We start from the raw sequence: 13,986 nt of genomic DNA, 5'->3' as shown, positions 1-13,986 counted from the left end.
TTTAATTTTTGGATTTCCAGTTGCCGATGGCATACTCAATACCGCCCAGCAAGTGTTTCAGGTATACGGGATCCTGGTAAGATTCTTTTACGTGGCCCATTTCGGTATAAAAAGCGCGTCCTCCTTCAAAATCGTGATACCAGCACATCGGGTGGTTTTCCCCATTTTTGCCGCCGGTGTAGCTGCTTTCATCAATTTTGATCAGCACATGTACGTCTGGATTGAGGTCTTTGAAATTATACCATTCATCTTTACGCACCCATTCGTCGGGCAAGTCTTTAGTAGCAGGGTGATTGTGGTCTACTACTTTCAGGGTAGCCTGTTGTTGGTTAGGGTGGCTGAGGAACCATGCGCCAGCGAGTTTATTGTACCATGGCCATCCGTATTCTGTATCCGTTGCCGCGTGGATGCCCATCCATGCGCCGCCGTGGTGGATATAGTTTTCAAAAGCTACTTGTTGTGCGCTGTCGAGTACATCTCCGGTAGTGCAGCTGAAAATAACAGCGGCGTATTTTTTCAGGTTAGCAGGTGTAAAAGCGCTGGCATCTTCGGTGGTATCTACCTCAAATCCGTTTTCTTTACCCAATTGTATAATGGCTAGTTTAGAAGCTGGTATACAGTCGTGGCGGAATCCTTTTGTTTTAGAGAATACCAATACCCTTTTTACTTTGGGTTTGTGTTTGGCCTGCACGGCAAAAGTACCGGTCAGGAGTAAGATGGCAATAAACGCGGTTAGTGCTTTCATTTGATTACGTGGGAATTTAATAAAATGAACTAATCAGATAAAGCAAAAAGCATAAAGCCATGGCAATGGAGATCAGTGATCATCTTTGTACTGCAATAGCTTTATGCTTTTAATGCTAAGCTTTAATTATGTAAAGAGCTACCGGCGAGTGCTGGCAAGCGTCAACGTCCGCCATTATTTTAATGATAAGATATAGTTTACCATTTCTTTCGCATCTTCTTTAGATACATTTGGGTGAGGCAGCATGGCTACTTCTCCCCAGTTACCGGAACCACCTTTAATGATCTTATCGGCCAGTTTATCTACATTTTCCGGTGTGTTGGGGTATTTGCCTGCAATGTCTTTAAAAGCGGGACCTACTACCTTGATTTCTTCTTTATGACAGGTTTTACAGTCGCTTTCTGCAATCAATGTTTCTCCTTTGCTAACAGGTTTATTGGCATTGGGAGACACCATGGAATTATCTGCTGCTGGGCTTTCCTGCGTGCTAGCGCTGTTAGCAGTTTCTGTTTTTTTACTTTCTCCTCCGCAGGCAGCAAAGAATATAGCACTTAATACAAGCGTCGCCAGATATCTCTTTCTCATTTTGTTGATTATTTAATTTGTTATTGTTTACTTACGATCAGTGTATGGAGGATTGAAATAACATCAAATACCTAAGATTCTTTTATTGAAGGCTTCGTCTGTGCCGGCACCGGCGAAGTCGTCGAAAGCTTTTTCCGTTACGCGGATGATGTGATTTTTAATAAAAGGAGCGCCTTCTCTGGCACCATCTTCCGGATGTTTGATACAGCATTCCCATTCCATTACTGCCCAACCGGAATAGTTGTATTGGGCCATTTTACTGAAGATGGATTTGAAGTCTACCTGTCCGTCGCCGAGGGAGCGGAAACGTCCGGGGCGGTCTATCCAGGATTGGTATCCGCCGTATACGCCGGAGCGGCCGGTAGGATTAAATTCTGCGTCTTTCACATGGAACGCTTTGATCCTTTCGTGGTAGATATCGATGTACTCCAGATAATCGAGGCATTGTAACAGCAAATGGCTCGGATCATAGAGCAGGTTAGCGCGGGTATGGTTGCCGGTGGCTTCGAGGAAGCGTTCAAAGGTAATACCATCGTGGAGGTCTTCTCCTGGGTGGATTTCGTAGCATACGTCTACGCCATTGGCATCAAACTCATTGAGGATCGGCAGCCAGCGTTTGGCCAGTTCAGCGAAACCGGTTTCTACCATTCCGGCGGGGCGTTGAGGCCATGGGTACATGGCAGGCGCCCATAATAATGCGCCGCTGAAAGTGGCGTGGGCGTTGAGACCCAGATTACGGCTGGCTTTAGCAGCATATTTAAGCTGGTTAACAGCCCATTCTGTGCGTGCGTGAATGTTATTGTGGTATTGTGCGGGGGCAAATCCGTCGAACATTTCTGAGAATGCTGGGTTTACTGCTACCAGCTGCCCTTGCAGGTGAGTGCTTAGTTCGGTGATTTCCAGCCCGGCTTCATGGATAATGCCTTTGAACTCATCTGCATAGGTTTTGCTTTCGGCGGCCTTTTGCAGGTCTATCAGGCGGGTATCCCAGGTAGGGATTTGCACTCCTTTGAAACCAATGGAGGCAGCCCATTCGCAGATAGATTTCAGATTATTGAAAGGAGCTTCTTCTCCCATGAACTGCGCCAGGAATATACCAGGTCCTTTAATTGTTTTCATAAGCTGTTCCTAGATTTCGAAGTTAGTCCATTTAGCATCGCTCTGAGAAGAGCGCACTACATTATCAATAAAAGCCATACCGCGTACGCCTTCGTTTACGCCTGGGAAATCCAGGGATTCCGGAGAGGCTTGTACGCCATTTATTTTAGCGGATAAGGTTTGTGCGAAGTTACGGTACAGGTTGCCGAATGCTTCGAGGTAGCCTTCCGGATGGCCGCCCGGGGTACGGGTGTTATGTGTCATGTAGCTGGACTCGTACGTGTAGCCACTACCTGCGCGGTAAATTTCTGTAGGCTTGTCTTGCCATTTTACCAGGAGGGTGTTAGGCTCTTGTTGCGCCCATTCGATACCGCCTTTTTCTCCATATACACGGATTTTGAGCGCGTTTTCTTCACCGGCGGCCACCTGCGATGCCATCAGCACACCGGCAGCGCCGTTGTCGAAGCGGAGCAGTACCGCGCCATCGTCATCCAGTGCGCGGCCAGGTACCATAATTTGCAGGTCGGCGCAAAGTTTCTCGATCTGGGCGCCGCTAATATATTCTGCCAGGTTGGCTGCGTGTGTACCAATATCTCCCATGCAACCGCTTTTACCTGATTTTTTTGGATCTGTTCTCCATGCAGCTTGTGCATTGCCTTCCCGCTCGCTAAGTTTACTGAGCCATCCCTGAGGATATTCTACCCATACTTTACGGATCTTGCCGAAGGCGCCGTCTTTTACCATCTGTCTGGCTTGTTTTACCATCGGATAGCCGGTGTAGGTATGTGTAAGCAACAATGTTAAGCCGGTAGCTTCTACTTTTGCCTTTAATTGTTTAGCCTCTTCCAGTGAAAAGGTGATTGGCTTTTCTATAACTACGTTAAAGCCCTTGTCGAGGGCCAGCATGGCTGGTTCGAAGTGGGCGAAGTTGGGTGTAACGATGGTTACAAAATCCAACCGTTTGTCTGCCGGCATAGCGGCTTCTTTTTCCAGCATGGTTTTGTAATCGAGGTAAGTACGTTCCGGATCAAGGAACAGTATTTTACCTGATTCTACAGCTACATCGTTATGAACGCTGAGGGCCCCTGCTACCAGTTCAATCAGCCCGTCCATATTGGCGGCAATACGGTGAATTGCACCAATGAAGGCGTCTTTACCGCCTCCGATCATTCCCATTCTTAGTTTCCGTGTCATATTTACTTTACAATTATCGGTTTTATATTTTACACTATTTGAACTTGTGCGCTTGTTTTTTTACGGCTGCGCATATAAATGAAAAGGCCTATAAATGCTACCATCAGGATAAGTGGAATTACCAGGGTGGCATTAATAATTTCCGGTCCGGCTACGGCTGTTGCCTGTGCATAAGCCTGTGCTTCCGGTGTACCAGCTGCTGCAGAGCGGTAAGCATCGAGCGAAACGCCGGCAGGCAGTTGTTTAACGATAATACTATCATAAAAACCTCCCATAAAAACCATGTACACAGAAACGGCAAACATACCGGCTCCCCCCATCAAATTCATACCCAGTGCGCCCGATTCAGGAATGTTTTCTGATACAAAACCCAGCATAGTTGGCCAGAAATAGGTAACGCCCATTCCAAATATAAAGGCGGCTGCAAATATCATATTGCCAGATGTATGGGAAAGTAAATATAATCCCAAAGCAGATAAAATCGCAGAAATAAGTAAAACTCCTGTAGGAGACATCCGGTGTACCACCGGCCCGGCTACGCCTCTTCCTAGTACCTGTACGCCTGCGGTGAGGGCGAGAATCAGGATGGAATTTTCTGTAACGTTTTTTAATAATACATCAATCCATTGCCCGGTGAACAGCTCTGTGATGGCGGTGCCAAACATCAGGATGAACATACAGATAAACAGCGGGCTTAATACAGAACGGTACATCTGGGAGGTGGAAACACCGGCAGCTACGCGCTCTGTAACCGGAAAGTCCAGTTTGGTGAAAAGATATCCGTAAGCAAGGGTAGGGATCAACATAGCGCTGATTTGTATTTCCCTGCTGATGTGTATTTTCTCCAAGCCAAATACTAATAGGGTGCCTATTACAATGCCCCCTGGAAACCATAGGTGAAAATGGTTAAGCTTGGTGGTTTTATTATTAGGGAAGATAGTAGCCACTAAGGGGTTACAGGCTGCTTCCACAGTACCGTTGGCCATGCCGATAAATAGGGTGGAAATAAATAAAGACCAGAAGCCGGTGGCGGTCATGGTCAGAATAATTCCCAATAGGTGCAGCAGGAAGGCAACCAGCAACAATCTTTTCATCCCTATAGCATCTACAATGAAACCGCCTATTACCACGGCGAGCGGAAAGCCCCAGAAAGCGGTGCTGGTAATAATGCCAAGCTCGCTGGCATTCAAATGGAAATCAACGCCAAAACTGCTGATCATGCCAGCGCGGATACCAAATGATAAAGAAGTTACCAGTAATGCAATGCAACTGGCGATAAATAATTTTTGTGGCTGGATCGTATTTGCCATAAACGTGGATTTTGGTAAAAAGTTGAAAACTTTTATTAAGCCTTTAAATTTATAAAAAGTATTTTCATATTTCTATCTTTTTGTATGGGCGATGGGCATTTTTTCAGCAAATTTTCTTCTATGGCTGTAGCTGGCTGCCTGAGCAGTGAACTGGCTGTTTCAGCACCTAATTTGGACGGCTGTATTTTATGATAAACGGTTGAGGTATGGTAGGAACAGGCAATGGCAATCGTGGGTGAGCACCTTTTATGACAATTTGGTGGAAAATAAAAAAAAAGAGGCTGACAGAATATAGCAGTAGCCACCCCTCAAGTAAGCGCCCCTGCTTTTTTTTAATATCAACATAATGTTAATTTGATTGGCAGAAATTGCAAAATCACCCCAAGATCCCCCTTAAAAACCCGAATTTATTCCTACTTTTACAGGCCTTGCCGGTGAATTGTAAGAACTGACACCTTGACAGTTTATCCTTGCAAGCACAATATTTGCGTAACCTGGATGCCGTCTATCCAACTGACTAAGCCCGCAGCCTTAGCGCCATAGGCTGATAAGCAGGAAATTATCAACTGACGAACAATTCAGCCTAGATGGGTTGGGTTACAATAAATAAACAAATCGTAATTCGTAATTAAACATTTAACATGTTAGGTTTTTTATCAAAGCTATTTGGAGGGAATAAATCAGAAAGGGACATTAAGTCCATCTCTCCTGTGGTGCGGCAGATTAATGAGGAGTACGAAAAACTGCAATCCCTGCCTATCGATGAGCTGCGCCACAAAACGCAGGATTTCCGCGCACGCATCGCTCAACATCTTGCCGCTATTGATAAGGAAATAGCGGGAAAGCAGGCTGTGGCTGATATAGAGGAAGATGTAACTGCAAAAGACACAATATACCAGGAAATAGATATTCTGAAAAAAGACCGTGATAAGCAACTGGAAGTAGTTCTCAAAGAATTGTTGCCAGAAGCATTTGCGGTAGTAAAAGAAACAGCCCGGCGTTTAGCGAATAATCCTTCCATTACTGTTACGGCTACAGACCTGGACCGTATGCTGGCAGTAAAAAATGATTATGTAAGCATAGATGGCGATAAAGCTACCTGGAAAAACAGCTGGAATGCTGCCGGCAACCTGGTAACCTGGAATATGGTGCATTATGATGTACAGCTGATCGGCGGTACTGTATTGCATCAGGGTAAAATTTCGGAAATGGCAACAGGTGAAGGTAAAACCCTGGTATCTACCCTGCCTGCTTATCTGAACGCATTAGCCGGACAAGGCGTACACATTGTAACCGTGAACGATTACCTGGCCCGCCGCGACTCTGAATGGAACGGCCCTCTGTTCGAATTCCTCGGTATCACCGTAGATTGTATCGATAAACACCAATCTAATACTGCTGCCCGCCGTAATGCTTACCTGGCAGATATTACCTATGGTACCAACAACGAATTCGGCTTTGACTACCTCCGTGATAACATGGTACATAGCCCGGATGAAATGGTACAGCGTAAGCACCACTATGCCATGGTAGATGAGGTGGATAGCGTATTGGTAGATGATGCCCGTACTCCCCTGATCATTTCCGGCCCTATCCCCCGTGGAGAGGAACAGGAATTCCATGTATTAAAGCCACGTATCGAATACCTGGTGGAAATGCAGAAGAAATCCGTTAACCAATACCTGCTGGAAGCCAAGAAATTGATTGCAGAAGGTAAAGATGATCCTAAAACCGGTGGTTTGGCACTGATGCGTGCTTACAGAGGGTTACCGAAAAACGGTGCACTGATCAAATACCTCAGCGAACCAGGTAACAGGGTATTATTACAAAAAGCAGAGAACTACTACCTGGCAGACCAGCAACGTGAAATGCCAAAAGTAGATGAAGGATTGTTCTTTGTAATCGAAGAAAAACAAAACAGCGTAGATCTAACTGATAAAGGTATTCACCTGATCACACAAGGTGGTGAAGACGCTAATTTCTTTGTATTGCCGGATGTAGGGTCTGAATTGGCAGAAATTGAAAAACTGTCAGTTTCTCCTGAAGAGAAACTGCAGCGCAAGGATGTATTGCTGCAGGACTTTGCCGCAAAGTCAGATCGTATCCATTCCGTACAGCAATTACTGAAAGCCTACACTTTATTTGATAAAGATGTGGAATATGTGGTAATGGATGGTAAAGTGAAGATCGTAGATGAGCAAACCGGCCGTATCCTCGATGGACGCCGCTACTCCGATGGTTTGCACCAGGCGATCGAAGCCAAAGAAAATGTGAAAGTGGAAGCTGCCACACAAACATTTGCCACAATCACCTTGCAGAACTATTTCCGTATGTACCACAAACTGGCTGGTATGACCGGTACGGCTTCTACCGAAGCCGGTGAGTTCTGGGAAATTTATAAACTGGATGTGGTAACTATCCCTACCAACCTCCCGATTTCCCGTGTAGATGCGGAAGACCTGGTATATAAAACCAAGCGTGATAAATACAAGGCTGTTATCGAAGAAGTGAAGCAATTACAGGCAAAAGGCCGCCCGGTACTGGTAGGTACTACTTCTGTAGAAGTATCTGAGTTACTGAGTAAGATGCTTACTTTCGAAAAAGTACCGCATAATGTATTGAATGCGAAACAACATGCCCGTGAAGCGCAAATCGTTGCGGAAGCAGGTTTGCCCGGTGCGGTAACCATTGCTACCAACATGGCGGGCCGTGGTACGGATATTAAACTCGGACCCGGCGTAAAAGAAGCCGGGGGTTTGGCTATTATCGGTACGGAAAGGCATGAAAGCCGTCGTGTAGACAGGCAGTTACGCGGTCGTGCCGGTCGTCAGGGTGATCCTGGAACTTCCCAGTTCTTTGTTTCCCTGGAAGATGACCTGATGCGCATGTTCGGCTCCGAACGTATCGCCGGCCTCATGGACCGTATGGGATACAAAGAAGGAGAAGTGATCCAGCATAGCATGATCACCCGTTCCATTGAAAGAGCACAGAAGAAAGTAGAAGAAAATAACTTCGGTATCCGTAAACGTTTGCTGGAATATGATGACGTGATGAACAAACAACGCACCGTGATCTACTCTAAACGTAACCATGCGCTGTTTGGCGAACGCCTCGCCATTGATATTGATAACGCCTTCTTTGATGTGGCAGAAAGTATTGTTACTACACACAGAGAGAGTGGAGATTATGAAGCATTTAAGATGGATGCTATCATGAACTTCTCTATCGATACCAGTATCGGCAGCGACGAGCTGGCAAAGGGAGATATTCCTAACCTGGCCTCCAAGCTGTACCATGAAGGAAAACAAAATTACATCCGTAAGGTGAACGACCTGATGGGTAAAACTTTCCCAACAATTGAGCGTATTCATCAGCAACAAGGACATCAGATCGACAATATCTCTATTCCGTTTACCGACGGTAAAAAAGGGATCAATGTGCTGGCTAACCTGCAAAAGGTAGTTGATACCAAAGGTGCTGAAACCATGAACGCCCTGGAACGCAGCATTACCCTGGCCTTGATAGATGAAGCCTGGAAAGAGCACCTGCGCGCTATGGACGATCTGAAACAATCTGTACAGAGTGCCGTATACGAACAAAAAGATCCACTGCTGATCTATAAGTTTGAAGCATTTAACCTGTTCAAACAGATGGATGGTGAAACCAGCCGCGATATCGTTTCCTTCCTCACCAAATGCTTCATTCCAGTGAGCAACCGTGCACAGGAAGAGCTGGAAGCCACACCGGAAATCCGTGAAGGATACGAAGAGAAAACAGACATGAGCCGCCTGCGCGCTTCTCATGAAGATCTGGTAGACAACAACGGTCATCAGGCCAGCGCACCGAACTTACAAACAGCTGAAGAAGTGAAAGCAGAGCCGGTTCGTCATCAGGGTCCGCAGATAGGTCGTAATGATCTCTGCCCTTGTGGTAGCGGTAAAAAATACAAACAATGTCATGGTAAAAACGCATAAGCGGGATTTTACCTGAAAAATGATAATCAAAACGGATTACGGTAACGTAATCCGTTTTGCATTAATTTCGCCTCGTAATCAGTAATTGAAAGATGGAAATTAACCGTTATATAGATCATACTGTATTGAAGCCTACCACTACATTGGAAGACATTAAGCAACTGTGTATGCAATGTGTGGAATACAATTTTGCTGCTGCCTGCGTGCCGCCTTTATATGTAAAACTGGCTAAACAGTTTCTGGGAGCTACCGATACAAAAATTGCTACCGTAATTGGCTTTCCTTTTGGCTATTCTGCCATAGAAGCAAAGGTGGCCGAAACCGTGTTGGCCATTGTGGATGGCGCCGATGAGCTGGATGTAGTGATCAATATTTCCGCGATTAAAAACAACGATTGGGAGTACTTGGAAAAGGAGATCGCCAATTTGATGTATCTCATCCGGGAAAAGAAAAAAGTAGTAAAGATCATTATTGAAAGTGGCATATTATTGGAGGAAGAGATCGTTAAGTGTTGTCAGCTTTACAGCAAGTATGGTGTTGACTTCATGAAAACATCTACTGGTTATGCAGAAAAAGGGGCTACTCTGGAAGCCGTAAAATTGATGAGGGCCAATTTACCGGATAATATACAAATCAAAGCTTCCGGTGGTATTCGTACCTTCGCTTTTGCCAAAGAGTTGATAGAGGCAGGGGCTACCCGTATAGGCGCCAGTGCCAGCGTGAATATTGTGAAAGAAAGCAAGGGAGCGCAATCCTAATTATTCATACTTAATTATAACTGTATTCATGCAAAAGTTATTTATCCTGGTTTGCTGTTTGTTAGGGAGCAGTTGGGCCATGGCGCAAGACAATGCAACGGCATCCAATGGAACGGTCAATGTAGTGAAAGATAGTCGTGTAGATGTGTTGATCAAAAAGCAGATCTACATTAATACCCTCGCCATCCGTAACCAATCGGGTTTTCGCGTACAGGTGATTTCCACCAACAAGCGTGCAGACGCTAATGAGGCCAAAGCTAAGGTAATGCAGCTTTTTGCAGACTACCGTACCTATCTTGATTATCAGGCACCCTATTTTAAAGTGCGCGTAGGCGATTTCAAAACCCGTGAAGAAGCTACTGAGCTACGGGACAAATTATCCGACCTGTTTTCAGGCGGCGTATTTGTAGTACCAGCCATTATTAACGTGACACCGGACAAAGAACTATCGAATGAAGAACCGTATTAAAGAGCTGGCAAAGGCTTATGCGCCTGAATTCACTGCCATCAGAAGGCATTTACATGCTCATCCTGAGCTTTCTTTTCAGGAGTTTGCCACTACAGCGTTTATACAGCAGCAATTAACTGCCTGGGGCGTTCCTTTCCAGGCTGGTATTGCAGGCACTGGTATTATTGCCCTGATCGAAGGCCAGAACCCCGCTGCTAAAACTATTGCATTGCGGGCCGATATGGATGCCTTGCCCATCACCGAAGCTAACGATGTAGTTTATAAATCTACTCATCCGGGAGTGATGCATGCTTGTGGGCATGATGTACATACTTCTTGTGTATTGGGAGCCACCAAGATCTTGCATGAGTTAAAAGACGAACTGCAAGGTACCATCAAGATCCTGTTTCAGCCGGGTGAAGAGAAACATCCTGGCGGCGCGAGTATTATGATTGAAGAGGGCGCATTGGAAAATCCCCGTCCAGATGCTATCCTGGGCTTACATGTGCACCCGTCGCTGGAAGTAGGGCATGTTGGGTTTCATGCCGGAAAATATATGGCCAGTGCCGATGAAATATATATTACTGTAAAAGGCAAAGGCGGACATGCCGCACAACCTCATCTTACGGTAGATACCATTTTGGTAGCTTCCCAACTGGTGGTAAGCCTGCAACAAATTATTTCCCGTAACAATAATCCGTTTTCCCCATCGGTATTATCTATCTGCGCTTTTAACGGAGGCTTTACTACCAATGTGATTCCGAGTGAAGTAAAATTGATGGGTACTTTCCGGGCGATGGATGAAACCTGGCGGTTCAAGGCGCATGAATTGATCCGCCAGCAGGCCGTAGGTATTGCTGCTGCGCTGGGTGCTGAAATAGATATTGAAATATTGGTAGGGTATCCTACGTTGTACAATAATGAGGCGATTACCAACAAGGCCCGTGATTTTGCGACTGATTATCTGGGAGAGGCTTATGTGGGAGAAACAGAGGTACGTATGGGAGCAGAAGACTTTGCCTATTACTCACAGGTAGTTCCCGCCTGCTTTTTTAGATTAGGTACAGGTAATGCTGCCAAAGGTATTACTTCCGGTGTGCATACACCTACTTTTGATGTGGATGAACACGCTATTGAAATCGGTATCGGTACAATGGCTTACCTGGCAACACAGTTTTAAATGTCATCATCTTTTAAGATAGTAACGTCCCGGCGAATGCCGGGACGTTTTTTTATGTAGGGTATAAAAACGTATATGCGTTGAAGTTATTTATACAGATAAAAAAACGGTTGTATCCATCTGGACACAACCGTTATAAAAGATATATTATGCCGGTGCGGGCAGAAATTATCCCAACTCCGGATACAGCGGAAACTGTTGCATAAATGTATTTACTTCACCTCTTACTTTGAGGATCAGGGCTTCGTTGTCGGCGTCCATCAGGAGTTGATCGATCCAGTCTACGATCTGATCCATGTGACCTTCTTTCAGGCCGCGTGTGGTGATAGCGGGAACGCCTATACGTATACCGGAGGTGATGAAGGCAGATTTATCGTCGAATGGCACCATGTTTTTATTGGCAGTGATGTCGGCTTTTACGAGTGTTTGTTCTGCTTTTTTGCCAGAGATATTTTTATTGCGGAGGTCTATCAGCATCAGGTGGTTGTCGGTGCCACCGGAGATGATTTCATAGCCTTTGCCCACAAAGCTTTTTGCCATTGCCTGGGCATTTGTCAGGATCTGTTTGGCGTATACATCGTATTCGTCGGACAGAATTTCGAAGAAAGATACTGCTTTAGCAGCGATCACGTGTTCGAGCGGGCCACCTTGGATACCTGGGAACACCGCTGTATCGATGAGGGAGCTCATCATGCGGGTTTCACCTTTTGGCGTTTTCAGGCCAAATGGGTTTTCGAAGTCTGCGCCCATCATGATCATACCGCCACGGGGTCCGCGCAGTGTTTTGTGGGTAGTAGTAGTTACGAAATGGCAGTAAGCGAAAGGAGATTTCAGCAATCCTTTGGCGATCAGTCCTGCAGGATGTGCAATGTCTGCCAATACGAAAGCGCCTACCTGGTCTGCAATTTCGCGGATACGTTTGTAATCCCAGTCGCGGCTATATGCAGAAGCCCCACAAACGATCAGTTTGGGTTTTTCGCGCAGGGCGATTTCTTCCATTTTATCGTATTCTACCAAGCCTGTTTCTTTGTTAACGCCATAGAAATGAGGTTGATAGAGCTTACCGGAGTAATTTACAGAGGAGCCATGGGTGAGGTGACCGCCCATGCTCAAGTCCAGGCCCAGGATTTTGTCGCCAGGCTGGAGGATGGCCAGCATTACGGCGGCATTGGCTTGTGCGCCGGAGTGAGGCTGTACATTCACATAATTGGCACCAAATATTTGTTTAGCCCTGTCTATAGCCAATTGTTCGCTCTGGTCTACAATTTCGCAACCGGCATAATACCTTCTGCCAGGATAGCCTTCGGCATATTTATTCGTCATCACATTCCCCATTGCCTGCATTACCTGTAAGCTGGTAAAGTTCTCAGATGCGATCAGTTCAATGCCATGGCGCTGACGCTCCAATTCCTGGCCGATTAAATCAAATATTTGCTGGTCTCTTTGCATGTTGCCTAAAATTTGACGCAAAAATAAATTAAAGCCAGATCAATTGCAATGAGTTTTGAGATTCAATTATTTCCGGTGAAATAAGACCTTTTACCGGCTTTAACAGCACCGTTCTGGTAGTAGGGATACCATAGGCCAACCCTCAGTCCTATCGATCGGAAAATCCCTAAATCCTATATTTGTCCTATTTTCGCAACATTCGAGGAGCATTAGCTATAATACTAAATCCTAACTACAACAACTGATGAAGGCAATTATACCAGTGGCAGGGGCGGGCACCAAGCTACGTCCACATACATACACGCAACCTAAAGCATTAATACCTTTAGCAGGCAGAACCATACTGAGCATTATTGTAGATCAATTGGTAGCAGCCGGCATCACGGAATTTGTATTTGTGGTAGGCTACCTGGGTGAAAAGATCCAGCATTATGTAGAAAAGAAATACCCGCAGCTGACCTGTCATTTTGTGCAGCAAAATAGCAGGGAAGGGACCGGGCACGCCCTGTTGCTTACCCGGGAGGCCGTAAACAACGATGAAATACTGATTGTATTGGGCGATACTATTGTAGAATGCGATTTCAAAGAGGTCATTGCTTCTCCCTATTCTATGCTGGGGCTCAAAAAAGTAGATGATCCGCGCAATTTTGGGGTAGCAGAGCTGGACGAACAGGGCCGGGTAACCCGTGTAGTGGAAAAGCCGCAGATCCCCAAATCCAACCTGGCGCTGGTAGGCTTCTACAAGATCAAAGAAACGAAACAGCTATATGAATGTTTGCAAAGCAATGTCGACAATAAAGTAAAATCGCATGATGAATTTCAACTCACCGATGCATTGGAATGTATGATAGAGCACGGCGTACAGTTCAATGGCTTCAAAGTGTCTAATTGGTTTGATTGCGGCCGTAAAGACACTTTGCTGGAAACGAATGCCACCTTACTTAAAAAATATAAACTGGCTAATAACCCGGTATTACCTTACGATAATACCATCATTATCCCTCCGGTAAGCATTGGGGAAGGTTGTAATATCAAACATTCCATTATTGGGCCTAATGTAGCAGTAGGAGATAATACCGTGATTAGTTATTCTATTGTAAAAGATTCTATTATCGGTTCTTTCAGCAACCTGTACGAAGTGGTGTTGAAGTCTTCACTTATTGGCAGTGATGCTAATATCCGCGGTTTAAGCCAAAGCCTGAACATAGGTGATAACACCGAAATTGACCTCGGCTAATAGCCGTT

At 45.5% G+C, this 13,986-nt stretch carries 11 protein-coding genes; 5 read left to right on the top strand and 6 right to left on the bottom strand.

Annotated features, from left to right (window positions below; all coding sequences use genetic code 11):
• Position 1: 1 nt before the first annotated feature.
• The 5 genes from ACDQ55_RS01360 to ACDQ55_RS01340 all read right to left on the bottom strand — a co-directional run bounded on the left by ACDQ55_RS01360 (position 2) and on the right by ACDQ55_RS01340 (position 4,932).
• Positions 2-745: a ThuA domain-containing protein gene (locus tag ACDQ55_RS01360; RefSeq protein ID WP_420979221.1), complete on the bottom strand. Its 744-nt coding sequence runs from the start codon at positions 743-745 to the stop codon at positions 2-4.
• 174 nt (positions 746-919) lie between these two features.
• A complete protein-coding gene (locus ACDQ55_RS01355; RefSeq protein WP_420979220.1) occupies positions 920-1,330 on the bottom strand; it encodes a c-type cytochrome in 411 nt (136 codons plus the stop codon).
• Positions 1,331-1,393: 63 nt separating this feature from the next.
• Positions 1,394-2,449 carry a sugar phosphate isomerase/epimerase family protein gene (locus ACDQ55_RS01350; RefSeq protein ID WP_420979219.1) on the bottom strand — a complete coding sequence of 352 codons (1,056 nt, stop codon included), beginning with the start codon at positions 2,447-2,449 and terminating at the stop codon, positions 1,394-1,396.
• Between the two features lie 9 nt (positions 2,450-2,458).
• Complete coding sequence (locus tag ACDQ55_RS01345) at positions 2,459-3,622, bottom strand: Gfo/Idh/MocA family protein (RefSeq protein WP_420979218.1); 1,164 nt, start codon at positions 3,620-3,622, stop codon at positions 2,459-2,461.
• Positions 3,623-3,651: 29 nt separating this feature from the next.
• The gene (locus tag ACDQ55_RS01340) at positions 3,652-4,932 is read right to left on the bottom strand and encodes an MFS transporter (RefSeq protein WP_420979217.1); all 1,281 of its coding nucleotides are present in this window, start codon (positions 4,930-4,932) and stop codon (positions 3,652-3,654) included.
• Between the two features lie 641 nt (positions 4,933-5,573).
• On the opposite strand from ACDQ55_RS01340, the gene secA reads away from it, so the two are divergent.
• The 4 genes from secA to ACDQ55_RS01320 all read left to right on the top strand — a co-directional run bounded on the left by secA (position 5,574) and on the right by ACDQ55_RS01320 (position 11,292).
• Positions 5,574-8,906 (top strand): preprotein translocase subunit SecA, encoded by a 3,333-nt coding sequence (gene secA, locus ACDQ55_RS01335; RefSeq protein ID WP_420979216.1) that lies wholly within the window; start codon positions 5,574-5,576, stop codon positions 8,904-8,906.
• A gap of 92 nt (positions 8,907-8,998) precedes the next feature.
• A complete protein-coding gene (gene deoC / locus ACDQ55_RS01330; protein ID WP_420979215.1) occupies positions 8,999-9,664 on the top strand; it encodes a deoxyribose-phosphate aldolase in 666 nt (221 codons plus the stop codon).
• Between the two features lie 28 nt (positions 9,665-9,692).
• Positions 9,693-10,133, top strand: a complete 441-nt coding sequence (locus ACDQ55_RS01325) for an SPOR domain-containing protein (protein WP_420979214.1) — start codon at positions 9,693-9,695, stop codon at positions 10,131-10,133.
• Entirely contained in the window at positions 10,117-11,292 is a 1,176-nt protein-coding gene (locus ACDQ55_RS01320) for a M20 metallopeptidase family protein (protein WP_420979213.1), read from the top strand. Before ACDQ55_RS01325 ends, ACDQ55_RS01320 begins: the two co-directional genes overlap by 17 nt.
• Positions 11,293-11,460: 168 nt before the next feature.
• Here ACDQ55_RS01320 and glyA read toward each other — a convergent pair whose 3' ends face one another.
• On the bottom strand, positions 11,461-12,741 hold the full coding sequence (glyA, locus tag ACDQ55_RS01315; protein ID WP_420979212.1) for a serine hydroxymethyltransferase: 1,281 nt from the start codon (positions 12,739-12,741) through the stop codon (positions 11,461-11,463).
• 244 nt (positions 12,742-12,985) lie between these two features.
• On the opposite strand from glyA, the gene ACDQ55_RS01310 reads away from it, so the two are divergent.
• On the top strand, positions 12,986-13,978 hold the full coding sequence (locus tag ACDQ55_RS01310; protein WP_420979211.1) for a sugar phosphate nucleotidyltransferase: 993 nt from the start codon (positions 12,986-12,988) through the stop codon (positions 13,976-13,978).
• Positions 13,979-13,986: the final 8 nt, after the last annotated feature.

Origin of the sequence: Chitinophaga sp. 30R24 (genome assembly GCF_049056765.1) — a bacterium.
Lineage (GTDB): Bacteria > Bacteroidota > Bacteroidia > Chitinophagales > Chitinophagaceae > Chitinophaga.
The sequence above is the reverse complement of the archived record's forward strand: the minus strand, read 5'-3'. Positions and strand labels throughout refer to the sequence as shown.

What these genes read in the sequence shown, in the direction of transcription:
- deoC (WP_420979215.1), top strand. Translation starts at nt 8,999, where the DNA reads ATGGAAATTAACCGTTATATAGATCATACTGTATTGAAGCCTACCACT.
- ACDQ55_RS01340 (WP_420979217.1), bottom strand. Translation starts at nt 4,932, where the DNA reads ATGGCAAATACGATCCAGCCACAAAAATTATTTATCGCCAGTTGCATT.
- ACDQ55_RS01345 (WP_420979218.1), bottom strand. Translation starts at nt 3,622, where the DNA reads ATGACACGGAAACTAAGAATGGGAATGATCGGAGGCGGTAAAGACGCC.
- secA (WP_420979216.1), top strand. Translation starts at nt 5,574, where the DNA reads ATGTTAGGTTTTTTATCAAAGCTATTTGGAGGGAATAAATCAGAAAGG.
- glyA (WP_420979212.1), bottom strand. Translation starts at nt 12,741, where the DNA reads ATGCAAAGAGACCAGCAAATATTTGATTTAATCGGCCAGGAATTGGAG.
- ACDQ55_RS01320 (WP_420979213.1), top strand. Translation starts at nt 10,117, where the DNA reads ATGAAGAACCGTATTAAAGAGCTGGCAAAGGCTTATGCGCCTGAATTC.
- ACDQ55_RS01355 (WP_420979220.1), bottom strand. Translation starts at nt 1,330, where the DNA reads ATGAGAAAGAGATATCTGGCGACGCTTGTATTAAGTGCTATATTCTTT.
- ACDQ55_RS01350 (WP_420979219.1), bottom strand. Translation starts at nt 2,449, where the DNA reads ATGAAAACAATTAAAGGACCTGGTATATTCCTGGCGCAGTTCATGGGA.
- ACDQ55_RS01325 (WP_420979214.1), top strand. Translation starts at nt 9,693, where the DNA reads ATGCAAAAGTTATTTATCCTGGTTTGCTGTTTGTTAGGGAGCAGTTGG.
- ACDQ55_RS01310 (WP_420979211.1), top strand. Translation starts at nt 12,986, where the DNA reads ATGAAGGCAATTATACCAGTGGCAGGGGCGGGCACCAAGCTACGTCCA.
- ACDQ55_RS01360 (WP_420979221.1), bottom strand. Translation starts at nt 745, where the DNA reads ATGAAAGCACTAACCGCGTTTATTGCCATCTTACTCCTGACCGGTACT.